General features: G+C 72.6%; 20 protein-coding genes. 7 read left to right on the forward strand and 13 right to left on the reverse strand.

What is annotated here, in order from left to right:
• Positions 1–36: 36 nt before the first annotated feature.
• The 6 genes from secA to mtrA all read right to left on the reverse strand — a co-directional run bounded on the left by secA (position 37) and on the right by mtrA (position 8,737).
• Positions 37–2,814: a preprotein translocase subunit SecA gene (gene secA / locus ITJ59_RS13825; RefSeq protein WP_194651896.1), complete on the reverse strand. Its 2,778-nt coding sequence runs from the start codon at positions 2,812–2,814 to the stop codon at positions 37–39.
• A 168-nt stretch (positions 2,815–2,982) separates the two neighbouring features.
• Positions 2,983–3,690 carry a ribosome hibernation-promoting factor, HPF/YfiA family gene (gene hpf / locus ITJ59_RS13830; protein ID WP_194651897.1) on the reverse strand — a complete coding sequence of 236 codons (708 nt, stop codon included), beginning with the start codon at positions 3,688–3,690 and terminating at the stop codon, positions 2,983–2,985.
• Positions 3,691–3,850: 160 nt separating this feature from the next.
• The gene (locus ITJ59_RS19660) at positions 3,851–4,543 is read right to left on the reverse strand and encodes a ComF family protein (protein ID WP_194651898.1); all 693 of its coding nucleotides are present in this window, start codon (positions 4,541–4,543) and stop codon (positions 3,851–3,853) included.
• Between the two features lie 125 nt (positions 4,544–4,668).
• Positions 4,669–6,357 carry a GerMN domain-containing protein gene (locus ITJ59_RS13840; RefSeq protein ID WP_194651899.1) on the reverse strand — a complete coding sequence of 563 codons (1,689 nt, stop codon included), beginning with the start codon at positions 6,355–6,357 and terminating at the stop codon, positions 4,669–4,671.
• The gene (gene mtrB, locus ITJ59_RS13845; RefSeq protein WP_194651900.1) at positions 6,357–8,057 is read right to left on the reverse strand and encodes an MtrAB system histidine kinase MtrB; all 1,701 of its coding nucleotides are present in this window, start codon (positions 8,055–8,057) and stop codon (positions 6,357–6,359) included. Before mtrB ends, ITJ59_RS13840 begins: the two co-directional genes overlap by 1 nt.
• Before the next feature lie 5 nt (positions 8,058–8,062).
• Positions 8,063–8,737, reverse strand: a complete 675-nt coding sequence (gene mtrA, locus ITJ59_RS13850) for an MtrAB system response regulator MtrA (RefSeq protein ID WP_123292246.1) — start codon at positions 8,735–8,737, stop codon at positions 8,063–8,065.
• Between the two features lie 151 nt (positions 8,738–8,888).
• On the opposite strand from mtrA, the gene ITJ59_RS13855 reads away from it, so the two are divergent.
• The 5 genes from ITJ59_RS13855 to ITJ59_RS13875 are packed head-to-tail and all read left to right on the forward strand — an operon-like array spanning position 8,889 to position 14,476.
• Positions 8,889–10,265 carry a glycerophosphoryl diester phosphodiesterase membrane domain-containing protein gene (locus ITJ59_RS13855; RefSeq protein WP_194651901.1) on the forward strand — a complete coding sequence of 459 codons (1,377 nt, stop codon included), beginning with the start codon at positions 8,889–8,891 and terminating at the stop codon, positions 10,263–10,265.
• Positions 10,262–10,903: a DUF4129 domain-containing protein gene (locus ITJ59_RS13860; protein WP_194651902.1), complete on the forward strand. Its 642-nt coding sequence runs from the start codon at positions 10,262–10,264 to the stop codon at positions 10,901–10,903. The genes ITJ59_RS13855 and ITJ59_RS13860 overlap by 4 nt, the downstream gene beginning before the upstream one ends.
• Entirely contained in the window at positions 10,900–12,123 is a 1,224-nt protein-coding gene (locus tag ITJ59_RS13865) for a DUF4350 domain-containing protein (RefSeq protein WP_194651903.1), read from the forward strand. Before ITJ59_RS13860 ends, ITJ59_RS13865 begins: the two co-directional genes overlap by 4 nt.
• Positions 12,120–13,127, forward strand: coding sequence for an AAA family ATPase (locus tag ITJ59_RS13870; RefSeq protein WP_416354872.1), 1,008 nt, complete (start codon positions 12,120–12,122; stop codon positions 13,125–13,127). The genes ITJ59_RS13865 and ITJ59_RS13870 overlap by 4 nt, the downstream gene beginning before the upstream one ends.
• Entirely contained in the window at positions 13,127–14,476 is a 1,350-nt protein-coding gene (locus ITJ59_RS13875) for a DUF58 domain-containing protein (protein WP_194651904.1), read from the forward strand. The genes ITJ59_RS13870 and ITJ59_RS13875 overlap by 1 nt, the downstream gene beginning before the upstream one ends.
• A 13-nt stretch (positions 14,477–14,489) precedes the next feature.
• On the opposite strand, the gene ITJ59_RS13880 is transcribed toward ITJ59_RS13875, so the two are convergent.
• Entirely contained in the window at positions 14,490–15,488 is a 999-nt protein-coding gene (locus tag ITJ59_RS13880) for a stage II sporulation protein M (protein WP_194651905.1), read from the reverse strand.
• Between the two features lie 42 nt (positions 15,489–15,530).
• On the opposite strand from ITJ59_RS13880, the gene ITJ59_RS13885 reads away from it, so the two are divergent.
• Positions 15,531–16,400 (forward strand): RDD family protein, encoded by an 870-nt coding sequence (locus ITJ59_RS13885; RefSeq protein ID WP_194651906.1) that lies wholly within the window; start codon positions 15,531–15,533, stop codon positions 16,398–16,400.
• A gap of 171 nt (positions 16,401–16,571) precedes the next feature.
• Here ITJ59_RS13885 and ahcY read toward each other — a convergent pair whose 3' ends face one another.
• Positions 16,572–18,050 carry an adenosylhomocysteinase gene (gene ahcY / locus ITJ59_RS13890; RefSeq protein WP_194651907.1) on the reverse strand — a complete coding sequence of 493 codons (1,479 nt, stop codon included), beginning with the start codon at positions 18,048–18,050 and terminating at the stop codon, positions 16,572–16,574.
• 105 nt (positions 18,051–18,155) lie between these two features.
• Positions 18,156–18,371 (reverse strand): DUF3499 family protein, encoded by a 216-nt coding sequence (locus ITJ59_RS13895; RefSeq protein WP_111085977.1) that lies wholly within the window; start codon positions 18,369–18,371, stop codon positions 18,156–18,158.
• Between the two features lie 69 nt (positions 18,372–18,440).
• Between ITJ59_RS13895 and ITJ59_RS13900 the strand changes: the two genes are divergently transcribed.
• Positions 18,441–18,881, forward strand: a complete 441-nt coding sequence (locus ITJ59_RS13900) for a metallopeptidase family protein (RefSeq protein ID WP_194651908.1) — start codon at positions 18,441–18,443, stop codon at positions 18,879–18,881.
• A gap of 22 nt (positions 18,882–18,903) precedes the next feature.
• Here ITJ59_RS13900 and ITJ59_RS13905 read toward each other — a convergent pair whose 3' ends face one another.
• From ITJ59_RS13905 to galE, 4 genes are all read right to left on the reverse strand, one after another.
• Positions 18,904–20,307 carry a DUF5719 family protein gene (locus ITJ59_RS13905; protein WP_194651909.1) on the reverse strand — a complete coding sequence of 468 codons (1,404 nt, stop codon included), beginning with the start codon at positions 20,305–20,307 and terminating at the stop codon, positions 18,904–18,906.
• Positions 20,304–23,141 carry a glycosyltransferase gene (locus tag ITJ59_RS13910; RefSeq protein WP_194651910.1) on the reverse strand — a complete coding sequence of 946 codons (2,838 nt, stop codon included), beginning with the start codon at positions 23,139–23,141 and terminating at the stop codon, positions 20,304–20,306. Before ITJ59_RS13910 ends, ITJ59_RS13905 begins: the two co-directional genes overlap by 4 nt.
• Positions 23,142–23,326: 185 nt before the next feature.
• Positions 23,327–23,659, reverse strand: coding sequence for a WhiB family transcriptional regulator (locus ITJ59_RS19665; RefSeq protein ID WP_416354874.1), 333 nt, complete (start codon positions 23,657–23,659; stop codon positions 23,327–23,329).
• A gap of 188 nt (positions 23,660–23,847) precedes the next feature.
• A complete protein-coding gene (gene galE, locus ITJ59_RS13920; protein WP_194651912.1) occupies positions 23,848–24,810 on the reverse strand; it encodes a UDP-glucose 4-epimerase GalE in 963 nt (320 codons plus the stop codon).
• Between the last annotated feature and the right edge of the window lie 9 nt (positions 24,811–24,819).

The following is a 24,819-nucleotide window of genomic DNA, read 5'->3' on the forward strand; positions in this document are numbered from 1 at the left end:
CCACTTCTGCTCACGATGCGCTGTCGCGCACGCGGACTACTTCTTCGACGCCTGACGACGCTCGGCGCGGTTGCTCGCAGCGGCCTGGCCGGAAGCCGTGGCCGCGTTGCCGAACGCGGAACCCTGCTCGGGCTCGGCAGCCGCCTCGGCCTCGGCCTGTGCCCGCTGCGCCCGAGCGGTGGCGGCCTGCTCGAGGCGGCCCTTCTCGTCGCGGACCTCGACCTCGCCGTCGATCGACGGGGCCGAGTACTCGAGGCCGGAGACCTCGTCCTCGTCGAGACCCTTGGCCTCGATCACGGCGTTCTCGCCATCGGACTGCACCTGGACCTCGAGGTTGAACAGGTAGCCGACCGACTCTTCGCGGATCTGCCCCATCATCGTCTGGAACAGTGCGTAGCCCTCGCGCTGGTACTCGACCAGCGGGTCGCGCTGCGCCATCGCACGGAGGCCGATGCCGTCCTTGAGGTAGTCCATCTCGTACAGGTGGTCGCGCCAGCGGCGGTCGATCACCGACAGGACCACGCGACGCTCGAGTTCGCGCATCGCCTCGTCGCCGAGCAGTTCCTCACGCTTGGAGTACGCGAGCTGGGCGTCGGACAAGATCTCGCGGCCGAGGAAGTCGCGCGACGCCTTGCCCTTCGAGCCGGCCTCGGTGATGACCTCGTCGATGGAGATCGAGATCGGGAAGAGCGTGCCGAGCTCGGTCCACATGGCGTCGAGGTCCCAGTCGTCCGGCGAGCCCTCGCCGGTGTGGGTGTCGATGACGTCGTCGACGACGGCCTTGAGGAACGACTGCGCGCGGTCGTGCAGGTCGTCGCCCTCGAGGATGTGGCGGCGGTCGCTGTAGATCGCCTCACGCTGGCGGTTCAGGACGTCGTCGTACTTGAGGACGTTCTTGCGGATCTCGGCGTTGCGGCCCTCGACCTGCGCCTGGGCGGAACGGATCGCACGGCCGACGAGCTTGTTCTCGATCGCCAGGTCGTCCGGCACGTTCGAGCGGCCCATCAGGCTCTCGGCAGCGCCGGAGTTGAACAGGCGCATCAGGTCGTCGGTGAGCGACAGGTAGAAACGGCTCTCGCCGGGGTCGCCCTGGCGGCCGGAACGACCGCGCAGCTGGTTGTCGATGCGGCGCGACTCGTGGCGCTCGGTGCCGAGGACGTAGAGCCCACCGGCTTCGCGGACCTTGTCGCCCTCGACCTCGACCTCGGCCTTGACGCGGGCGAAGACCTCGTCCCACGCGGCCTCGTACTCGTCGGGGGTCTCGGTCGGCGACAGGCCCTTGGCGTGCATCTCCTGCACGGCGAGGAACTCGGAGTTGCCGCCGAGCATGATGTCAGTGCCTCGACCGGCCATGTTCGTGGCGACGGTCACGGCACCGAGGCGACCGGCCTGGGCGACGATCGCGGCTTCGCGAGCGTGGTTCTTCGCGTTGAGGACCTCGTGCTTCACGCCCTTCTTGGCGAGGAGCTTCGACAGGTACTCGGACTTCTCGACGCTCGTGGTGCCGACGAGGACGGGCTGGCCCTGCTCGTGGCGCTCGGCGATGTCCTCGGCGACCTGCTCGAACTTCGACTTCTCGTTCTTGTAGACCAGGTCGGTCTGGTCGATGCGCTGCATCGGCTTGTTCGTCGGGATCGGGACGACGCCGAGCTTGTACGTCGACATGAACTCGGCCGCTTCGGTCTCGGCGGTACCGGTCATGCCGGAGAGCTTCTGGTACAGGCGGAAGTAGTTCTGCAGCGTGACCGTGGCGAGGGTCTGGTTCTCCGCCTTGACCTCGACGTTCTCCTTCGCCTCGATCGCCTGGTGGATGCCCTCGTTGTAGCGGCGGCCCATCAGGATGCGACCGGTGTGCTCGTCGACGATGAGCACCTCGCCGTTCATCACGACGTAGTCCTTGTCGCGCTTGAACAGCGCGACGGCCTTGATCGAGTTGTTCAGGAACGAGATGAGCGGGGTGTTCGCCGACTCGTACAGGTTGTCGATGCCGAGGTAGTCCTCGACCTTCTCGATGCCGGGCTCGAGCACGCCGACGGTGCGCTTCTTCTCGTCGACCTCGTAGTCCTCACCCGGGGTGAGGCGCTTGGCGATCGAGGCGAACTCGGTGAACCAGCGGTTGGCCTCGCCCGAGGACGGACCGGAGATGATGAGCGGCGTGCGGGCTTCGTCGATGAGGATCGAGTCGACCTCGTCCACGACGGCGAAGAAGTGACCGCGCTGCACCATGTCCGAGGCCTGCCACGCCATGTTGTCGCGCAGGTAGTCGAAGCCGAACTCGTTGTTCGTGCCGTAGGTGATGTCCGCGGCGTACTGCTCACGGCGCTCGACGGGCGTCTGGTTGGCGATGATGCAGCCGGTCGTCATGCCGAGGGCTCGGAAGACGCGGCCCATGATCTCGGACTGGTACGACGCCAGGTAGTCGTTGACCGTGATGACGTGCACGCCGCGCGAGGGGATCGCGTTGAGGTACGCGGCCGTGGTCGCGACGAGGGTCTTGCCCTCACCGGTCTTCATCTCGGCGATGTTGCCGAGGTGCAGGGCTGCGCCACCCATCAGCTGCACGTCGAAGTGCCGCATGCCGAGGGTGCGCTTCGCTGCTTCCCGCACCGCGGCGAACGCCTCGGGCAGCAGGTCGTCGAGGGTCTCGCCGTTGGCGTACCGCTCGCGCAGCTCCTTCGTCTCGTCCTGGAGCTCCTCGTCACTGAGGCTCGAGAAGTCGTCTTCGAGGTCGTTGATCGCCGAGGCGTACGCCTTCAGCCGGCGGAGGGTTCGTCCTTCGCCGATGCGGAGGACCTTCTCCAGCACGTTTGCCACGTGAGCTCCTTACGGGGTCGTCGTGCGCGACCTGCGCGACCGATCGACCAGTCATGCTAGCAACCCGCCAGCGCCGTGCGCTGTGAGGGACGCCGGTGTGGGGGCACGGGCGTGCGCGGCCCGCGAACGGGCCGCGCACGGTGCGGAACGGTTCGTCCCGGTGACGGGTCAGGCGATCGCAGCAGCGGGTTCGGCCCCGGCCGTCGCGGCGGCGCCGGTCTGGTCGTCGATGCCGATCACGCCGTAGTCCCAGCCCTTGCGGCGGTACACGACGCTCGGACGGTGGGTCTCGGCGTCCACGAACAGGTAGAAGTCGTGCCCGACGAGCTCCATGAAGTACAGCGCGTCGTCGAGCGTCATCGGCGCCGCCTCGAACACCTTGTGCCGGATGACTACCGGGCTGTAGACCTCGGTGTCGTCCTCTTCCGGCGCGTCGGCACCGGTGTCGACGACGGGGACGGCTCCGGTGGCGACGTCCTCGATGAGCCGCCCGTCGGCCGGGACGACGCCCATGCCGTCGAAGCCGCTGCCGGCGGCCTCGGCCACCGAGGTCGGACGGTGACGGCCGCGGTGCACCTTGCGGCGGTCACGGGCACGACGCAGACGCTCCATGATGCGGGCGAAGGCGAGGTCGAAGGCGGCGTACTTGTCGGACGCCGCGGACTCCGCACGCACGAGGGGTCCTGGACCGATGAGCGTGAGCTCGATGCGGTCCTCGCCCTGGCTGCCGCCGGACTTCTCGTGGTGGCGGCTGATGCGCACCTCGAAGGCCAGCGCTCGGTCAGCGAGCACGTCGATCTTCTCGGACTTCTGTTCGACGTAGGTGCGGAATCGGTCGGTGACCCCGACGTTCCGGCCTGTGATCGTCACGTCCATGTCGCGGCTCCCATCGAGCTTCGGCGCGTCGCCTCCATCCGGCGAACCCGAACGCCTTGTCGCGAGGCTAGACCCGCCGCTGGTCCGGCGTCACGGTGCACCGGCGAGTCCGCCGGACACTCACCGGACACACAGTGGACACCGGGTGTTCACCGAGCCGTCAGTCCTCGACGCTCGCGACGGCGACGCAGCGGACGACCCGGCCGCCCGCGACCCGGACAGCCCGCACGCCCTCGGCCATCGTCACGCCCGTCGTCACGACGTCGTCGACCAGGACCACGTCGCGGCCGTCGACCCCGCGGGCACGCAGGGTGCCGACGGTCGCGGCGACCCGCTCGGTCGCGGTCCGTTCCTTCTGCCCGGGTCCCTTGCCGGTGGGGCCGGCCCGGACCCGCCGGAGTCGACCGGTGCGGTGGACGCCGCCGCGGGCGAGGAGCAGGACCACCGGGTCGAAGCCGCGTCGCCGTGCCCCGGCCCGCGACGGTGGGATCCGGAGGACGACCGTCCCCGCGGACGCCTCGGCGAGCGCCGTACGGACGAGGGCGCCGAACCTGGTGCCGAGCGGCCGTGCGACGTCGACCCGCCCACGGAGCTTCAGCTCGAGCAGCAGGGTGCGGACGAGTCCCTCGTACTCGAACGCGGCGTCGAGCCGGACGCCGGCGACCAGGCGCACCCGGCGCGGACGTGCGTCGAGCGCCGCACGACAGGTCCGACAGAGCGCCCGGTCCGGTCGTCCGCAGCCCAGGCACGCGACGGGCAGGAAGAACCCGAGCACCGCGAGCGCAGCGTCACGCCACGGAGTGGGACGGAGCGGGGTGGGACGGAGCGGGGTGGGACGATCTGTGGTGCGCACGCACCGAGTGTGACGGTGACCGCACGGCGGGCGCGGGCCGGCGGTGCGGACGGTGGACGGGCCTCCCGGTCGGGGTGGGTGTGGAGGGACGGACGCACCGGGCAGGTGCGGACGCGCCTCCCGCGTCAGCGCTGGACGCCGAGCACGTGCGCCGTGACGCCGGTGGTGTCCCAGCCGCCGCCCGTGGACTGCAGCACCGACCCGTTCGACATCCGCAGGAGCAGCGCTCCACCGCTCCCGCCGCTGATCGACGTCGCACGACCGTCCGGCTTCGGCAGGGTGCTCGACTGCCCGCCGATCGTCGTCCGCACGATGTTCGGGCCGGACGTCGTCTGTCCGACCGACGCGACATCGGTGTCGTTCACCCAGGTCGCCCCGACGGCGTCGCCGGCCGCTGCCTGCACGCGGACCGCGGCGCCGAACGACGTCGGCGACCGGTCGGACCCGCGGATGATCGCCATCACGTAAAGACCGGGCCCGTCAGCGGTCTCGATCAGGGCGAGCGCCCGGGTGGAGTCACGCGACACCTGGAACGAGACCAGGTCACCGCGCGGCAGCGACGTGGCGACGTCGTGCGGGTCGCCGCCGAGGCCGTAGGCCGTGATCCGGCGGGTGTCCGACCGCTCGCCGACCCACACGAAGCCGAGGTCGTCGATCGCGGGGGCGACCAGGTCCTCGCGCGCGTCGACGCGCAGGTGGTCCTTGCCGCGCACGACGACCGCGCCGTCGCGGTTGCCCACGGCGGCGGTCGTCCCCGAGGCGGAGAGCGCGATCGACGTCGGGTCGAGCGCGGCGATCGTGTCGCCGACGCCACCGCCGAGCTTCGACACCTTGCCGGTGCCGGTGGCGGCGTAGCCGACGACGCCGTCGTCCTCAACGAGGGGGCGGGGGTCGACGTCCGGGTTCTGCTGCGCGTTCGCCCCGCTGGAGTCCGGCACGGACAGGCTCGCGCCCTCGATGGTCATCGACACCGACGAGATGGTCGCGACGGAGGCGAGCGACTTGCTGAGCTGCTCGCGCATCCGGACCCGGTCCACGGTGCTGGCGCGCAGGGCGTCGCTGGACAGGTCGACGAGTGCGGTACCGCTGTCGATGGTGACGGCGTTCAGCGAGAGCTGGGTGCCCTCGGGGAACGACGAGACGACGGCGCCCTTGAGCCAGTCGGCGGGACCGGCGAGCAGGGCACTGGCGATGCGGGTGCTGGTCGACGATCGGGCGAGGAACCACCGCTCGTCCGGCACGAGGAACCGGAACGTGGGGTCGTAGAAGTACAGGGCGTGCTGCTGGAACACCGAGTCGAAGCTCACCGGCGACAGGATGATGCCGTCCGGCGCGTAGGCGATGCGCCACTCGCCGTCCTCGCGGGTGAACTGGAACGTCAGCGTCGACGAGGTCGGGCGGACCGCCTGGGTGTACTCGCCCTCGGAGTCGACGGTGGCACTCGCGGTGAGCGTGTACGTGAGCTCGCGGTCGGCGGCGCGCTCCACCGTCCCGCTGCCGTCGCGGATGGTGACGCCCTGCCGCGGGTTCCACTGCTGCGAGAAGTCCGACGCCAGGAACTGCCGGGCGATCGCGTAGTTGTCCTGCGCACCCGTGGCCGCCGCGATGAACCCGCGCAGGATGGCGGTCTGGTCGGAGCCGGTGATCGGCTTGTCCGGCCGGAAGTCCACGCCGGACAGCGACTCGTCCTTGATCGTCTGCCCCGTGCGGACCGCGCCGTCGACGGGGATCGCGGCACACGCGGTGAGCGCGAGGACGCTGACGGCGGCCAGGGCGGCGGCGACGACGTGCCGGAGGCGGGGACGGGAACGCATCAGGACTCCTCTCGCACGGCGCGGGGGCCGTCGTACGACTCGTCGAGTTCGGGCAGCGGGATGGCGGAGGTCGCCGCGGTGACCTGCTCGTTGCGGGGCAGGGTGAGGACGAACGTCGACCCCTGGCCGGGGCGGGACCACACGTCGATCCGGCCACCGTGCAGCTTCGCGTCGCCGAGGCTGATCGCGAGGCCGAGTCCGGTGCCGCCGATGGTGCGCTTGCGGCTCGGGTCGGCGCGCCAGAACCGGTCGAACACGCGGGCGGCGTCCTCCGGCGGCATGCCGACGCCCTGGTCGCGGACGGCGATGGCGACCGTCCGGGCGTCGCTGTCGACGACGACCTGCACGGGCTTCGCGTCGCCGTGCTCGATCGCGTTGCCGACCAGGTTGCGCAGGATGCGGCGGACCCGCTTGGCGTCGAGCCGCATCGTGGTGTGCCCGCCGGGGGTGGCGAGCTGCAGGTCGATGCCGGCGCGTTCGGCCAGCGGACGGAACTCGTCGACGATGTCCGCGGCGAGCGCGGCCGGCACCGAGGGCTCGGTGTCGAGCTGCACGGCCTGGGCGTCGTAGCGGGAGATCTCGAGCAGGTCGGCGAGCAGCAGCTCGAACCGCTCGACCTGGGCGTGCAGGAGCTCGGCGGACCGCCCGACCGACGGCTCGAACGCGTGCCGCGAGTCGAACAGCATGTCGCCCGCGAGCCGGATGGTGGTGAGCGGGGTGCGCAGTTCGTGGGACACGTCGGACACGAAGCGCTGCTGCACGCGGGAGAGTTCGGCGAGCTGCGTGATCTGCCGGCTCACGGCCTCGGCCATGCCGTTGAAGCTCCGGGCGAGGGTGGCCAGGTCGTCCTGACCGCGCACCGGGATCCGTTCGTCGAGGCGCCCCGCGGCGATCTTCCGGCTCGTCTCGGCGGCTTCACGGATCGGGACGACGACCAGCCGGACCACGAGCGAGGTCACGAGGGCGATGAGCACCATGAGGGCGACACCGCCGATCGAGAGCGTCTGCGAGACGAAGTCGAGGGTCTGCTGCGCGTCGGAGAGGTCGTAGACCAGGTAGAGCTCGTACTGCCCGGCGCTCGGGATCTGCAGCGTCGAGCCGACGGCCAGCCCGGGCACGCGGCGGCCGTCGTCGCGGAGCTGCACCGGCTGCAGGCTGAGCTTGCCGGTGTTCGCGCCGACCTCCTTCCGCAGGGCGTCGGTGATCACGGCGTCGGGGAAGTCCTGGCTGGCGATGGTCTGCAGCGTCTGCGGCGTCGACTGGTTCGGGCTCCGCTCGATCGCGATGCTCGTGCCGCCGGGGCTCGTGGTGTTCGACAGGATCGCCTGCTGCGCCTCGTTCTGCAGCGTCTCGAGCTCGGACTGGTTGTTGTCCTCGGCTGCGGTGGCGGCGTCGAAGATGCCCTGCGCGACGATGGTGGCACGGGCCGACTCGGACTCGATCTGGTCGCGGCGCTGCGAGTAGACGTTCGTCGAGATGCTCACCATGACGGCGGTGCCGATGATGCCCACGGCCAGGCCGGTCGTCATCACGGTGATGGCGACCGAGCGGAACATGAGCGACCGGCGCCACACGTACGCGACGGGCCGCCAGCCGCGCCGGACCCAGCGGCGCATGCGTCGCCGACCGCGGCCGACCACACCGATCGACACCGTGGCCGTGCCGGGAGCGGTGCCGGCGGCGGGCGGGGCTGGTGGCACGGTGGTCAGGCTCCTCCGGCCCGGTACCCGACGCCGCGGACCGTGGTGACGGTCTTCGGGTTGTCGGGGTCGTGCTCGATCTTCGCGCGGAGGCGCTGGACGTGCACGTTCACCAGGCGGGTGTCGGCCTTGTAGTGGTAGCCCCAGACCTGCTCGAGCAGCATCTCGCGGGTGAAGACCTGGTTCGGCTTCTCGGCGAGCGCGCGGAGCAGGTCGAACTCGAGCGGGGTGAGCGCGATGACGGTGTCGCCGCGGCGCACCTCGTGCCCGGCGACGTCGACCGTGACGTCGCCGACGTGCAGCACGGTGGCGTCGGTCGCGCTCGGCCGGAGCCGGGTGCGGATCCGGGCGACGAGCTCCTTCGGGTTGAACGGCTTGACGACGTAGTCGTCGGCACCGTTCTCGAGGCCGAGCACGACGTCGGCGGTGTCGCTCTTGGCGGTGAGCATGATGATCGGCGTGCCGCTCTCGGCGCGGATGCGCTTGCAGACCTCGATGCCGTCGATGCCCGGGAGCATGACGTCGAGCAGGACGAGGTCCGGCTTGGTGCTGTGGAACGCGTCGACGGCGTCGTTGCCGTCGGCGCTGAACTCGGGTTCGTAGCCCTCGGAGCGGAGGACGATGCCGATCATCTCGGCGAGGGCCTGGTCGTCGTCGACGACGAGGATGCGCGGTGTCATGTGATGTGGACTCCGTGTGGCGTGCGGGTGGTGCCGGTTCGGCACGTGTCCCCTCACGATAGCCGAGGCCCCGTCACGCGGCGTTTTCCGCCAGGATGGACGTGGGGCGCGCGTCGCAGCGCGGACCGACACGACGAAGGGGGCCGAGGTCATGTCCGATTGGCAGACGCCGGGCAGTGGACGGCAGGGCGCCGACCAGCAGGGTGCCGGGCAGCAGGGCTCCGGGCAGCAGGGCGCGTGGCAGGGGCAGCCGGGAGGCCCGCCCCGCTTCTCCGCGCCGCCGCCGCCCGCCGCGGGGCCGGGTCGACCGCCCGGCAGCCGACCCCCTGCCGGCTCGCGTCCGGTGATCCCCCTCCGCCCCCTCGGGTTCGGCGACGTGCTCGGCGGCGCGTTCACGGTCTTCCGCCGCAACGCCCGCGTGCTACTGCTCTGGAGCGTGCTGCTCAGCGGCGTGCTCGGGCTGCTCTCCACGCTCGTCAGCACGTTCGGCCAGCAGGCGCTGCAGTCGCGGATGATGACGGCGTTCGACGGCAGCGGTGGTGGCGACACGATCGTCGCGGGCTCGGTGACGCTGTGGATCCTTCTGACGATCGGCCTGCCGTTCCTGGCGTACCTCGGTCGCGGGTTCCTCGTCGCTCCCGTCGCCGCGGACACCGGGCAGCGCGTGCTCGGACGACGGGCGACGTTCCGCGGCCTGTGGGCGCTCCTCGCCGGTCGCCGGTGGTCCGTCGTCGCGTGGATGCTCGTGCAGGTCGGCGCCGGCCTGGTGATCGGGATCGCCGTCGCCCTGGTGTTCTTCGGGTTCTTCGCAGCGCTCGGTGCCGGGGGCTCGGGCGCCGGGTGGTTCGTCCTGGCGGCCTTCGTGATGGTGCTCGGCTTCGGTGTCGTGCTCACGTGGCTCGGCATCCGGTTCGCCTTCACCGTGCCGACCATCGCGCTCGAGGGCCGACCGGTCTTCGCGGCGGCCGCGCAGTCGTGGCGGCTCACCCGCGGGGCGTTCTGGCGGACCTTCGGCATCCTGCTGCTCGTGCAGGTGATGTTCGGGGTCGCGGCGTCGATCGCCTCGGCGCCGCTCACCATCGGTGCCGTGCTCGTCGGCGGCGTGTTCGACCCGCTCGGGCAGACCGGCGCGTCCTCCGGCGTCGGCGCCGGCGCCCTCGTCGCGATCGTCATCGGCAGCCTGCTCGCCATCGCGGTGCAGTGCATCACCGACGTGCTGAGCGCCGCGGTGGTGACGTTCCTGACCATCGACCGGCGGATCCGGACCGAGGCCCTGGACCAGCGGATCGCGTCGCACCTGGACACCGGGCAGCCGTCCGACCCGTTCGCCCCGTCGGCACCGGTGGCCCGTCCGCCGTGGCAGCAGCAGCCGTGGACCGGGCAGCAGCCGTGGACCGGACAGCAAGCCCAGCAGCCATGGCCCGGGCAGCAGGCCCAGCAGCCATGGCCCGGGCAGCAACCGCCGCAGCAGCAGTGGCCGGCTCCCCCGCAGCAGGGACAGCACCGCCCACCGGACGGACGCGCATGACGGCGGTCGACCCCGACGAGGCCCGCCGCCTGCTCGAACGCGAACTCGACCGGTCGGCGTACGACGGCGCGCACGTGACGTGGTGGGACCGCGCGTCCCGCTCGTTCCTCGACTGGCTGGGGTCGCTCCGGGCCGACGGACTCGACTCCCCCGTCGCCGCCCGCACGGCCCTGGTGATCGCGATCGTGGTGCTCGTCGCCGTCGTCGTGCTCGTCGTGGTCGCCCGCGGACTCCCCCGACGTCGCGCCCGCACCGCAGAAGACGACACTGGCGGGGTGTTCGACGACGACGACCTGCGCTCCGCCCGCGAACTGCAGGGCGCCGCCCAGGCGGCACTGCGTCGGGGTGACTGGTCCGCCGCGGTGCTCGACGGCTTCCGCGCGATCGCCCGAGGGCTCGGTGAGCGCGACCTGGTGCCCGACGTCCCCGGTGCCACGGCCCGGACCATCGCGACGCGCGGTGCCGTGCCGTTCCCGGCGGCGACGGCGGCGCTCGACGACGCCGCGACGGCCTTCGACGCCGTCCGGTACCTCGGCGTCGATGCCGACGAGTCCACCGCGCGACGCGTCCTCGACACCGAACGGGCCGTCCGCCAGGCCCGGCCGGTCCGGTCGCCGGAGCCGGCGGTGCCCGCGTGAGCGCCGTCACCACGGTGCCGCGCACGCCTGCGTCCGAGCCGGACCAGCGCGAGGGCAGACGGTTCCGGTTCGGCTTCTGGGCCGCCATCGTGCTCGTCGGGGTCGTGCTCGCGGTGCTCACGGCCGTGGTGCAGGGCGCCGAGCCGCCGGAGCGGCGCCCCCTCGACCCGACCTCGACGACCGCGAGCGGATCGGCGGCGCTGGTCCGTGTCCTCGAACAGCGCGGCACGGCGGTCTCGGTCACCGACAGCGCCGCCGACATCGACGGCGGCACGGTGTTCGTCGACGACTCCGACGGGGTCCTCGACCCCGCCGTCGCTGCACGCATCGCGCGCACCGCGGAGCACGTCGTGCTGGTGGGGGTCGACTCGACGCCGTACGGGTCGTTCGGACTCGACGTCACGACGGCCACCGTGCCCGAGGGCGGCGACACCGTGTCCACCGTGTCCTGCGCCATCCCGGCGGCCGCGTCCGCCGCGCGGGTGTCCACCGACGGGTACGGCTACACCGTCGACGATCCCGACGCGGACCGGTGCGCACCGTCCGGCAGCGGCGACGACCGTGCCTGGGGCCTCGTCCGCACCACCACCCGCGGCGGCGACGTCACACTCGTGGGCACCACGTCGGCCTTCCGGAACGACACCGTGACCACCGCCGGCAACGCCGCGCTCGCGCTCGGGTTGCTCGGCGCGGACGACACGCTCACCTGGTACACGCCGACCGTCGGTGCGCCGGACGCCGCTCCGACGCTCGGAGAGCTCGCCCCGCCGTGGGTGCCGAGCGGCATCGCGCTGCTCGCCCTGGTCGCCGTCGCGGCCGCGGTGTGGCGCGGCCGACGGCTCGGACCACTGGTCGTCGAGCGGATGCCCGTGGTGGTCCGCGCCGCCGAGACCACCGAGGGCCGGGCCCGGATGTACGCCAGGACCCACGACCGCACCCACGCCCTGGACACCCTGCGCGTCGCCGCGGTGCGTCGGATCGGTCGCCTGCTCGGGCTCCCCCGTTCCGCGCACGTCGACGACGTCGTCCGCGCCGCCGCCCGCGCGACCGGCATCCCCCACGACCGCGTCGGCGCCGTCCTCGTCGGCGGCCCGACCACCGACGACCGCGCACTCGTCGACGGCACGAGCGCGCTCGACGAACTCGAACGGGCCGTCCGACGAGCCACCTCCGGCGACCGTCCCAGCACCGACCACGACCGACCAGGAGCACGACCGTGACCGACCTGCCAGCTGCCCCCGACCACACCCAGCACGACGACCGCGCGCCGCACGACCCCGGACTCCGCGACGCCTTCGGGCGGGTCCGCACCGAGGTCGCGAAGGCCGTCGTCGGGCAGGAGGGCGCGGTGTCCGGCATGATCGTCGGCCTCCTGGCGCAGGGACACGTCCTGCTCGAGGGCGTGCCCGGCGTCGCGAAGACCCTGCTCGTCCGGAGCCTGGCCGCCGCGATGTCCCTCGACACCAAGCGGATCCAGTTCACCCCGGACCTGATGCCCGGCGACGTCACCGGGTCACTCGTGTACGACGCCTCCACCGGGACGTTCCCGTTCCGCGAAGGCCCCGTCTTCACGAACGTCCTGCTCGCCGACGAGGTGAACCGCACGCCGCCGAAGACGCAGTCCGCCCTGCTCGAAGCGATGGAGGAACGCCAGGTCAGCGTCGACGGCGACGCCCGGCTGCTGCCCGACCCGTTCTTCGTCGCCGCCACGATGAACCCGATCGAGTTCGAGGGCACCTACACGCTGCCCGAGGCGCAGCTCGACCGCTTCCTGATGAAGCTGACGCTCGACATCCCGCCGCGCGACGTCGAGTGGCAGGTCCTCCGCCGCCACGCCGACGGCTTCGTGCCGCGGGACGTCCGATCCGCCGGGATCACCCCCGTGGTGGGTGTCGACGAGGTCATCGCCGCGCAGCGCGCCGTCCGTGCCGTCGGCGCCCGCGACGACGTGCTCGCGTACATCGTCGACCTCGCCCGCGCCACCCGTCAGGCGCCGTCCGTCCGGGTCGGGGTCAGCCCGCGTGGTGCCACCGCCCTGCTCGCCGCGGCGAAGGCGTGGGCGTGGCTCACCGGCTACGACGCGATCACGCCGGACCACGTGCAGGCGATGACCCTGCCGGTCTGGCGGCACCGGCTCCGGGTGGCCGCCGACGCCGAGCTCGAGGGCGTCGGCGGCGACGGGGTGCTGGAACAGGTGCTCGAACAGGTGCGGGTGCCGATCTAGTGGCGATCTCCGGCCGGTTCGTCGCGTTGCTCGCCGTCGCGATCGTGCCCACCGTGCTGCTCGCCAGCGGGTGGGCCGGTCTGGCGTGGGTCGTCGTCGTGGTGCTGGCCGCCGCCCTCGACGTGCTGCTCGCCGCCGACCTGACCCGGGTGCGCATCGAACGGCGGATGCCACGGCTCGCGCGTCGGGACACCGCCGCCGACGGCACGCTCGTGCTCGCGAACGACGGCCGCCGGACGCTCCGCGGGGTCGTCCGCGACATGTGGGAGCCGTCGGCCGGCCACCGCCCCCGACGGATCCGGATGACGGTCCCCGCGGGCGAACGGCGGACCGCCCGGATGCGGTTCACGCCGTTCCGCCGCGGCCGACGTCGCACGGACGGCGTCGCGGTCCGCGCGTTCGGGCCGCTCGGACTCGCCGCACGGCAGCGGGTCGTCGCGGCCCCCGGCGAGCTCGTCGTCACCCCGCCGTTCCGCTCCCGACGACACCTGCCGTCACGACTGGCCCGGTTGCGGGAGCTCGACGGTGAGACCACGCTGCAGCTGCGCGGCCACGGCACCGAGTTCGACTCGCTGCGCGACTACGTCCGCGGCGACGACGTCCGCTCCATCGACTGGCGTGCGACCGCCAGGCGGCAAGACCTGGTCGTCCGGACCTGGCGCCCGGAGCGCGACCGGCGGGTCGTCGTGATCGTCGACGCCGGACGCGCGGGAGCCGGACGGGTCGGGGACGAACCACGCCTCGACACCTTCATCGAGTCCGCACTGCTCCTCGGCGCCCTGGCCGCGGCCGCCGGCGACCGGGTCGACCTGGCCGTCCTCGACGACACCGTCCACGATCGTGTGCACGGGGCGACCCGCACCGACGTGGTCCAGCGCTTCGGGGAGGCCCTCGCGATGGCGGAACCCGGACTCGCCGCGACCGACTGGTCCGCGGTGCCGGCGCTCGTCGACTCGATCACGACCTCACGGGCGCTCGTCGTGCTGGCGTCGAGCCTCGACTCCGTCGGCGCCTCGGGCGACCTGCTGGCGGTGCTGCCGCGGCTCACCCGGCGGCACGCCGTCGTGGTGACGAGCATCGAGGACCCGGCGGTGCACCGGACCGCACGCGGCGGGGTGGACCCGGCCACGACGATCCGCACGCCGCGGGGCGGACGGGTGCCGGGCCTCCCGTCAGCGGAACGCGACGTGTACCGGCGGGCCGCCGCCGAACGCACCCTGCTCGATGCCGACGGCGCCGCCGACGTCGCACGGCGCGCCGGTGCCGAGGTCGTGCGTGGCGCCCCGGAGGACGTCCCGCCGCTCGTCGCGGACGCGTACCTGCGCGCGAAGGCCGCCGGCCGGCTCTGATCCGGACCGGACGCTAGCCGGCGACCAGGGCGGAGGTGCCGCGCTCGAACTCCTCGACGTCGCCGCGCTCCCCCGCCCGGTACGCGCGACCGCCGAGCACCCACTGGTAGGCGAGGACCGCGACGAGGGCGACCGTGCCGATGCCGATCTTGATCGGCCACGGCCAGTCCTGGCGGGTGACGACGCCCTCGACCAGCCCGGACAGCAGCAGGGTCAGGGTCAGGCCGACCGCGATCGTGATGAGGGCGCGGCCGTCCTCGGCGAGGGCCTGTGCCCGGGTACGGTGCGGGCCGGGGGCGACCCACGACCAGAAGATCATGAGTCCCGCGCCACCGGCGAGGAAGATCGAGTACAGCTCGAGCTGCCCGTGCGGCGCGATGTACAGGAAGAAGTCGGCCAGGCGACCCTGCGAGTGCATGATCGCCGCGGAGACGCCGAGCCCGACGGCGTTCTGCATGATCGAGAACGGCACGAACACCCCCGTGATGCCGAACGCGACCATCGTCGCGGCGATGTAGGCGTTGTTCGTCCAGACCTGCGCCGTGAACGCGCCGAGGCCGTGGTCGGAGTAGTAGTCGACGAAGTCCTGCGTGGCGTACTGGCGGAGTGCCTCCGGCGTGCCGAACGTCGCCGTCGCCCCCGGCGTCGTCGTGATCCAGACCGCGACGATCGCCCCGATCAGGGCGGTGGCCAGTGCGACCCAGATCGTCACCCAGCGGATCCGGTAGAGCGCCGCGGGCAGCTGCCGGGTGAAGAACAGCGCGAGGGCCGTGAGGGGGTCCACCGGGGTGCCGGTGAAGCGGAGGCGAGCGCGGTACAGGATGAGTGAGAGCCGGTCGCCGGTCGCCGTGCGCGGCGCCGCACCGCGGATGCGCGCGAGGTCCGTGGCGGCCGCCTGGTAGCCGGAGACGAGCCGGTCGACGTCGGCGCCGGTGGCGTGCCGGGCGCGTGCGAGGCGGTCGAGTTCGTCCCACCGGTCGCGGTGCACCGCGTCGTAGGCGTCCAGGTCCACGTGTTCCCCCTCGTGTCGGCCGACTTCCGACAGAATGATCCCATGCCGAAGCCCCGCACGCCGCGCGACCTCGCCGACGCCCGCTTCTCGCTCGCCCTCGACGAGACCAGCGACGAGCTCGTGGTCGGCGAGGCGGTCGCACTCGACGTGCAGCCGGCCGGCCTCGTGCTGCGACTGGCGGCGGCGCTCCTCGACGGCGTGTGCCTGATCGCCCTGTACCTGCTGCTGCTGTTCGGGGTGTCCCGGCTGTGGCCGCGCGGGGTCGACGAGGCGTGGGGCGCCGCCCTGGGCATCGCGCTGTTCGTCGCGGTGCTGGTCCTCGTTCCGGCCGCGGTCGAGACGGTCACGCGGGGCCGCAGTGTCGGCCGGTACGCCACCGGTACCCGGGTCGTCCGGGTCGACGGCGGAGCGATCGGGTTCCGGCACGCGTTCACCCGCGCGCTCGCCGGGCTGTTCGAGCTCTGGATGACGTTCGGGTCCGTGGCGCTGCTCGTGGCGCTGTTCGGCAGCCGTCCGCGGCGCCTCGGCGACCTGCTCGCCGGCACGGTGGTGCAGCACGAGCGGCTGCCGAAGCACCGCGATCCCGAGGTGCTGCTGCCGCCGGAGCTGACGACGTGGGCCGCGGTCGCGGACGTCTCGGCGCTGCCGCAACGGCTCGAGAACCGGCTCGGCGCGTTCTTCCGTGGTGCCGCCGTGATGCGCCCCGAGCTCCGGGAGTCCGCTGCCCGCGCACTGGCCGCGGACGTCGCGCCGTTCGCGCACCCGGTGCCGCCGGTCCCCGCCGAGGTGTTCCTGGCCGGGGTCGTCGTGCTGCGACGCGGGCGGGACGTGCGGGCGATGCGCTCCCGCGTCGAGCTGCTCACCGCGGCGGGGGCATCGGCGTCGGCGCGGCCGCCGGGCTTCCCGCGCTGAGGGCGGGCGCCGCGGGGCGGGGCCGCGCCGCGCGGCGCCGCGCCGGGCCGGGCCGGGCCGCGCGAGTAGCGCTACACCGCGGAACGGACACAGCACCGCGGGATTGCGCGGTGCTGTGTCCGGAACCTGGTTCCGCACGACGGCCCGCCGCCCGCCCGCCCGCCGCCCGGCTCAGTAGCGGTAGTGCTCCGGCTTGAAGGGGCCCTCGACCGGCACGCCGATGTACGCCGCCTGCTCCGGACGGAGCTCGGTCAGCTCCACCCCGAGGGCGCCGAGGTGCAGGCGCGCGACCTTCTCGTCCAGGTGCTTCGGCAGCACGTAGACCCCGGTCGGGTACTCGTCGCGACGGGTGTGCAGCTCGATCTGCGCCAGGACCTGGTTCGTGAACGAGTTGCTCATCACGAACGACGGGTGCCCGGTGGCGTTGCCGAGGTTCATCAGACGGCCCTCGGACAGCACCAGGATCGCACGGCCGGTCGGCAGCCGCCACTCGTGCACCTGCGGCTTGATCTCGACCTTCACGGCGCCGGGCAGCGACTCGAGCCCGGCCATGTCGATCTCGTTGTCGAAGTGTCCGACGTTGGCGACGATGGCCAGGTGCTTCAGCCCGAGCATCTCGTCGACGCCCACGACGCCGAGGTTGCCCGTGCAGGTGATGACCATGTCGACGGTCTCGATGACGTCGGCCAGGCGCGCCACCTGGTAGCCGTCCATGGCGGCCTGCAGGGCGCAGATCGGGTCGACCTCGCTGACGATGACGCGGGCACCCTGCCCCCGGAGCGCCTCGGCCGCACCCTTGCCGACGTCGCCGTACCCGACGACGAACGCGACCTTGCCGCCCATCAGGACGTCGGTCGCGCGGTTCAGGCCGTCGGGCAGCGAGTGCCGGATGCCGTACTTGTTGTCGAACTTCGACTTCGTGACGGAGTCGTTCACGTTGATCGCCGGGAACCTCAGCTGCCCGTTCCGCGACAGTCCGTACAGGCGGTGGACGCCCGTGGTGGTCTCCTCGGTCACGCCCTGGACGTCCGCGGCGATGCGGGTCCAGCGGTCCGACGAGGTCTCGAGCGACGCGGCGACGGTGTCGAGCACGATCTTCCACTCGGTGCTCGCGTCGGCGTCGGCGACCGGGGCGGCACCGGCGGCCTCGGCATCGGCACCGGTGTGCACGAGCATGGTGGCGTCACCGCCGTCGTCGAGGATCAGGTTCGGGCCGGCCCAGTCGGCGCCGACCGCTGCGGCCTCGGCGGTCCAGTCGAAGATGCGGCTGGTGCACCACCAGTACTCCTCGAGCGTCTCGCCCTTCCACGCGAACACGGGGACGCCGGCGGGGGCGTCCGGGGTGCCGGTCGGTCCGACCGCGATCGCCGCGGCGGCTTCGTCCTGCGTGGAGAAGATGTTGCAGCTCGCCCAGCGGACCTGTGCGCCGAGCGCGACGAGGGTCTCGATGAGGACGGCCGTCTGCACCGTCATGTGCAGCGACCCGGCGATGCGCGCACCCGCGAGCGGCTGCGACGCGCCGAACTCCTCGCGCAGGGACATCAGACCCGGCATCTCGTTCTCGGCGAGGCGGATCTGGTGGCGGCCCGCCTCGGCGAGGGAGAGGTCGGCGACGCGGTACGGGGCTGCGGTCTGGGCTGCGGTGGGCATGTCCGCCAGTCTTCCATGCCGGGAGGCGCGGGTCCCCAGCCGACGTCGGTCACGCCCCACGGGCCTCCCCGGCCACCGCCGCTGGTGCGTTGCGGACGCCAGCCGTCAGTCGGTCTCGCGCTGCAGCGGCTCGCGCCGCACCACCTGCCAGCCGCGCGGCACGCGCAGGCCGGCGGCGTGCCGGGCGCACAGGTCGTACCCGTGCGGTTCGACCCGCGTGGAGAGCGGTCCGACCACGACCATGGAGTCGCCGTAGTCGTACGTCAGGGTCGCCGAAGCGCTCGCGGCGCACGCGACCTTGCTGCAGATCCTCACGTCCATGTCGTCGGTGAGCCTAGCGGAGCACCCGGCAGCGCCCGGCAGCACCCGGTGCGCGCGTACGATGTGGGGATGCGTCGCAATCCTCGCCTCGTCACCCCGATCGACCGCGGTCGAGGCCGGTCCCGGCACGGACGCGGCGGGCGGTCGAGCGTGACCGGTCCCGAACTCGCACCGATCACCACCCGTGCCGAGGCGTTCGACCGCATCGTCGGCGACAGCGCGCACTACCTGGTCGGTCTGTGGCCGGAGGAACTGGCAGGCGTGGTGTTCCAGGTGGCGGACATGCCGAGCGACGTGACCCTGCCGGACGCGATGCCACGGTGGCGCATCGACCGCGACACCCGACGGGTCACGGTGTTCCGGATCCCCGTCGAGCGGGTGAACCGGAGCCCGGAGAAGGACGACGCGGACCGCCGCATCATCATCGAGACGGCCGTGTTCCGCGCCGTCGGCGAACTCATCGGCAAGGACCCGTGGGACCTGGCGCCGGACCGCTACCGGCACTGGTGACGACGCGGCACCGCCGCGTGCGTCAGGGGTAGACGCGCACCGGCGTCGACACCTGCGTCGACGGTCGGACCGGAAACCCGGCGATGCCGTCGTCCCCGCGGTAGGTCACGCCCGCCACGACGCCCTCGGTACCCGAGAGCGACAACTGCTTCGCGGTCTGCACCTGGATGGTCGCCGTCGCACCGGACAGCAGCTCGATCGTGCGCTTCTCGTCGCCGGAGCGGATCGTGACCGACCGGTCCTCGCGGGTGGGGTTGACGAGGTTCAGACGGACGCCCTCCCCCGGTGCCACCGCGGTGACGACCCGGTCGCCGAGGGGCTCGGCCGACGCGAACCAGCCGAGGTCGCTGCCACCGCCCGCCGTCGGGGTGGTGGTCCGGGCGCCGGCGACGACGGGCTGCGTCGACGTGACGGTGAACGAGTAGCGGCCGTCCGGGAAGTCGTCGAGCGCGACGTCGGTCACGACCCCGGGTTCCGCGGTGGCGTTGACGGTCGTGCCGCCGCCGTCCGCGGTGGAGATGCCGAGGGTGACGCGGGCCGACTGCGTGCCCGGTACGAAGAGCCGGACGACCGGGGCGGCGTCAGCGGTGTCGTCGCCGCGCTGGGCCTCCTGCGCACCGGCGAGCACGACGCCGGGGATGACCTGCGAGCGTGACGGAGCGGCGCCGCCGGAGACGATGTCGTAGCCGCCGGGCGTCAGCGTCCGGACGACGGTCTCCTGCATGTGGGCGACGATCTGCCCGCCCGAGGACGACACGTGCACGACGGTCGAGCCCTGGTCCGAGACGAAGCCGGACAGCGGGACGACCTTCTGGGTGTTCGGGGCGACGACGATGCCGGTCGTGCCCGGGGCGCTGACGGTGCCGGTGCCGTCGTAGATCGCCAGGTCGACCGTGGCGTTCACGTCGGTCGGGTTCGACAGCGTGACCAGGCTGGTGCGACCGGTCTCGGTCGAGCCGCCGACGAGCCACGTCGACTGCGAGGGGTCGTCGCACGACGCCGCGCCGGCACCGACGAGGTCGCCGCTGGAGACGCTCTGGTAGCTGCTGCCCGCGACCTGCGGCGTGGTGTCCCCGGCCGGGGCGGTGAGCAGGCGCGGGTCGCTGCCGCCGGTGGTCGACGGGTCGAGCGACGACCGCTCGACGGTCGACCCGGTCGTCGCCGTGGCGACGGTGGCGGATCCGACGGTGCTGGCGGTGGTGGCGTCGTTGCCGGCGTCGTCGGACAGCCGGAGGGCGCTGCCTGCGCAGACGCGCTGGGCGTCGGCGGGGACCGGGGTGACGGTCCGGCCGGCCGGGCGTCCCGGTTCGGCCGCGGTGCCGTAGGCGTGCGCTGCCGTGACGGCACCGGCGGCGACCACCACGGCGATCGCGGTGGCCGTGCCGCGGACGACCCAGCGGCGGACGGATCCGGTGGTGGCGCTCATTCGTCGCGCTCCTCGTCGAAGGTGGTCGCGGGTTCCTCGGCCTCGATGACGTTCGAGGTGGCACGGCGTCGGCGCGGGGCCGTCGGCACGGCGAGCAGGGCGGCCGCGCCGAACACGACGCCGAGCACGACCAGGTAGAGCACGTGGGTCGCACGGGCTGCGGCGGACCCGGTGCTGGTCCGGTCGACGTCGCCGTCGTAGTGGAACAGCTGCCCGTTGGTGGTCTCACCGATGCTCGTGAACAGGGCGTTCTGGCCGATCGCCCCGGCGGCGCGGTCGTGCACGGTCTGCGCCTCGGGGTCGTCGCCGGCGTCGTCGAGCAGCACGAAGCTGATGCCGAGCTCCTGCAGTGCCGGCCGGGGGTCGTACCCGCTGCGGCTCGCCAGGTTGCCGGCGAGGGTCGTCAGGCGCGACCCGGACTCGCTCAACCGCAGGGCGGTGGCGTCGAGCGTGGACTGGTCGTCGAGGGTGGCGCCCTGGCCGCGTTCGAGTGCGACCGACAGCGACCCGTCGTCCTGCGGCACCACGACGAGCGTGCCGACGTCGGGGTTTGCCTGCGCCTCGGCGTTCACGTAGGCGCTCAGGACGCGGCCGGTGGTCGGCTGGATCACGGCGGTGCCGAGGTAGAACGCCGCGAAGGCGGGTGCCACCGCGACGCCGGCGAGCACGGTCGCGACCAGGCCGGTGACCGGGGCGGCCTTCGGCAGCACGTCGATGCCGATGCAGGCGGCCACGACGAGCGCGAGCCAGTACACCGACAGCCCGCTGCCGGGCCAGACGATGGTGGTGGTCGAGCCGACGCCGGTGACGGTGACGTGGGTGGCGGCGAACGCGGTGCCGAACCCGAGCAGGGCGACGACGAGCGCTGCACCCGCGACGGCCCAGCGGTGCCCGAGCATCGCTCCGAGCGCGGCGAGGGCCACGGGGACGGCGAGCACGGCCATCACGATCGGCAGCCAGGTGCCGACGGCGGCGAGGCCGGACGTGGCGGGCAGCCACCCGCTCCAGTCCGGCAACGGCTGCCCGATCGCCAGCTGCAGCGCGGACGGCGCGCGGGTCGCCGACGGCACTCCGGGGTCGGCGAAGACCGCGAGGACGTTGCCGCGCGCGAGCTGGGCGAGCACGAGCGGCAGGAAGAGCACGGCGGTCGGCACCGGGATGAAGGCCCGACGGTGCGCACGGCGCCACCCGATGACGAGTGCGACGAGCCAGCCGATCAGCAGCACCGGCAGCAGCGAGGGCGCCGAGGCGGCGACGACCGCGAACAGCAGCGAGGCGCCGGACGCCCAGGCCCACGAGCGGTGCGCCTCGAGCACGGCGACGAACAACCACGGCAGCACCAGGTGCGCGATGACGGCGCCGAGGTGTCCGGTCGTGACCGCGCCGACGAGCGCCGGGGCGATGGCGTAGAGCGCTGCGCCGATGACCGGCACCCACTTGCGGGTGGTCACCTTGCGGACCGCGAACCAGGCGCCGAGGGCCGACACCGGGAAGGCGAGCAGCATCACGAGCACGACGGACGTCGACGGCGACCAGAAGACGATGGATCCGAGGAGGGCCAGGACCGCGGCGAACGGGTCGGACGGGCCCGTGAACCCGGTGCCGAGCGAGTGCCAGCCGTAGCCGACGTTCTGCCAGAGCTGGCCGACGCTCGTGCTGAGCGGCAGCAGTCCACCGCCGGTCAGCGCGGGCGACCCGAGCAGCGGGTACAGCGTGACGATGCTGAGCACCGCGGCGGCGAGCACGACCCAGATGCCGCCGTCGCCCAAGAACGACGCTCGGGCGATCGGTGCGTCCTCGACCCGGGCCAGCTCCACGTCGCGCGACGTGGTCCGGTGCTCGTGCACCCGCCGCCAGCTGACGCGCAACGGTTCGACGGCCGCCCAGCCGAGTTTCTTCGACCGGGCGAGGTTCTTCCGTGCACGCCCGGTGCCCCCGCCGAACGCCACCGCGAACGCCGCGGCGAGCTCGGGGACGACGGCGGCGGGGTGCTTGGCGACGAGGTGACCGATCGAGCGGCCGAGTGCGAACGGCACGAGGGTGAGCCAGTGCAGCCACAGCAGTCCGCCGGGCGCGTAGGTCATCCGACGGTGCAGCTGCGCCTGGCGGTGCATCCGGACGCGACGGGCCTCGGAGAGACGCTTGCGCCCGAACTCCTCGATCGGACCGGCGGTGGTCACCTTGGCCTCGGGGACCACGGCGACGCGGTGCCCGGCGAGCCGGACCCGGACGCAGAAGTCGAGCGCCGCGTCGACGTCCGGCAGCGCCGGGTCGAAGCCTGCGAGTTCGTTCCACACCGACCGACGCACGAGCATGCCGCCGGCGGCGACGCCCAGCACGTCGGTGTGGCGGTCGTGCTGGCCCTGGTCGAGCTCGTCCTGCACCAGCCCGAGGGACCGGCCGAAGCGGGTCATGCTCTCGCCGAACGCGCGGATGAGCGAAGGGTCGTCGTCGGCGACGAGCTTCGGTCCGGCGACGACGACCGACGGCGCGATCTCGACGGCGGACAGCAGGTCGGCGAGCGCGGTCGGCGCCGGGGCGTTGTCGTGGCCGAGCAGCCACAGCCACTCGTCGACGGGCTCGTCGACGACGGCGGGCGGCGCTTCGCGTTCCCCGCGGGCCACGGCTTCGCCGAAGGGGCGTCCGGCCGGCAGCCGCAGGAGTTCGGCGGACCCACCGAAGGACAGGTCCGCGGTCGAACCGTCGGTCGAGCCGACGTCGACGACCACCAGGTTCTCGGGGTGGCGGGTCTGGGCCGCGAGTGCGTCCAGGGTCCGGTCGAGGTGGGCCGCTCCGTTGGCGGCGACGAGGATCGCGGTGACTCTGGGCTGCATGACGGGCGTCACTCTACGGTCTGGAGGCGCGGTGCCGGCTGCGGACGGCGGCGCGCCGTGAACCTGCGCGGCCGAGCGGTCACGGCGCGCCAGCGCCGTGCGAGGTCGCGCCGAGGAGCCTGCGACGAGGATTCAGGAACGCGCGGTGCGGGACGGGCGCTCCACGCGCCTCCCGGACGGGGCGGCTACGCCCTTTTTCGCAACTTGCGACGCTCGCGCTCGGACAGCCCGCCCCAGATGCCGAAACGCTCGTCGTTCTCGAGCGCGTACTCCAGGCACTGCGCCCGGACCTCGCACGTCGTGCAGATCTTCTTCGCTTCGCGCGTGGAGCCGCCCTTCTCGGGGAAGAACGCCTCCGGGTCGGTCTGTGCGCACAGCGAGTCGACCTGCCACGCGAGCGGGTTCTCCTCGTCGTCCGTCTCGTGCCGACGAACTCCCGGGACGCCGAGCGCCACGGGGTCGACGTGCCAGTCCTCCGGAACTCCGGCGTGGAAGTCTGAACCGTTCACCCTGATCACCCCTGACGTCTCGATAACGGGACCACAACGATTGAAGTCGTTGCCTGTAATTACAGCGGTGTCATTCGCCTGAGTCAAGTCGCGGATCATAGAAGGCACTGACCGCTTCGGCGTGTCATGTCCCCCGTTTGGGCGTGTCGCGCTCGTTCTGTCGGGGTTCCGGGGGACAACTGACACGTCCTCAGCCACTACGAGGCGCTGCGGCGGGCCTCCCAGGCGCTGGTGACCATCTCGTCGAGGGTGTGGCGCATCGCCCAGTCGAGGTCGCGGGTCGCCGCCTCGCCGGTGGCGACGATGCGGGCCGGGTCACCGGGGCGGCGCGGAGCGAGCTCGGGGTCGAACGCGATCCCGGTGCCCTTCGCCATGGCGTCCATGATCTGTCGGACGCTCACACCGTCGCCGCTGCCGAGGTTGTAGGCCGACTCGAGCGGCTCCCCCGCCTCGAGCTTCTGCGCCGCGACGGCGTGCGAGTGCGCGAGGTCGGCGACGTGGATGTAGTCACGGACGCAGGTGCCGTCCTCGGTGGCGTAGTCGGCGCCGTTGATGCGCGGCGTCCGACCGGCCAGCAGCGCGTCGAACACGAGCGGGAACAGGTTGTGCGGGCTGGCGTCGTACAGGTCGGGCTCGCCGGACCCGACGACGTTGAAGTACCGGAGCGAGGTCGTCGTGAAGCCCGCGGCGACCTCCATGTCGCGCAGGAGCCACTCGCCGATGAGCTTCGACTCGCCGTACGGGGACTCGGGCGCCTTCGGGGTGGACTCCACCACGACGTCGACGTCCGGGGTGCCGTAGACCGCGGCGCTCGACGAGAAGACTGCCTTCGTGACGCCGTTCTCGGCCATCGCACGGAGCAGCGTCGCCATACCGGTCACGTTCTGCTCGTAGGTGTGCAGGGGGCGCTCGACCGAGACGCCGGCGTACTTGAAGCCCGCGACGTGCACCACGCCGGTGACCTCGTGCTCGCGCAGGGTCCGCGCGACGAGGTCGCCGTCCAGGATCGTGCCCTCGACGAACGGCACGTCGTCCGGCACGAACGCGCGGAAGCCGCTCGAGAGGTCGTCGAACGCGACCGTGTCGATGCCGGCCGAGCGCAGTGCTCGGACGACGTGGGACCCGATGTACCCGGCAGCGCCGGTGACCAGCCAACTCATGCTCGCCAC

Source organism: Curtobacterium sp. VKM Ac-1393, assembly GCF_015350995.1.
Taxonomy (GTDB): domain Bacteria; phylum Actinomycetota; class Actinomycetes; order Actinomycetales; family Microbacteriaceae; genus Curtobacterium.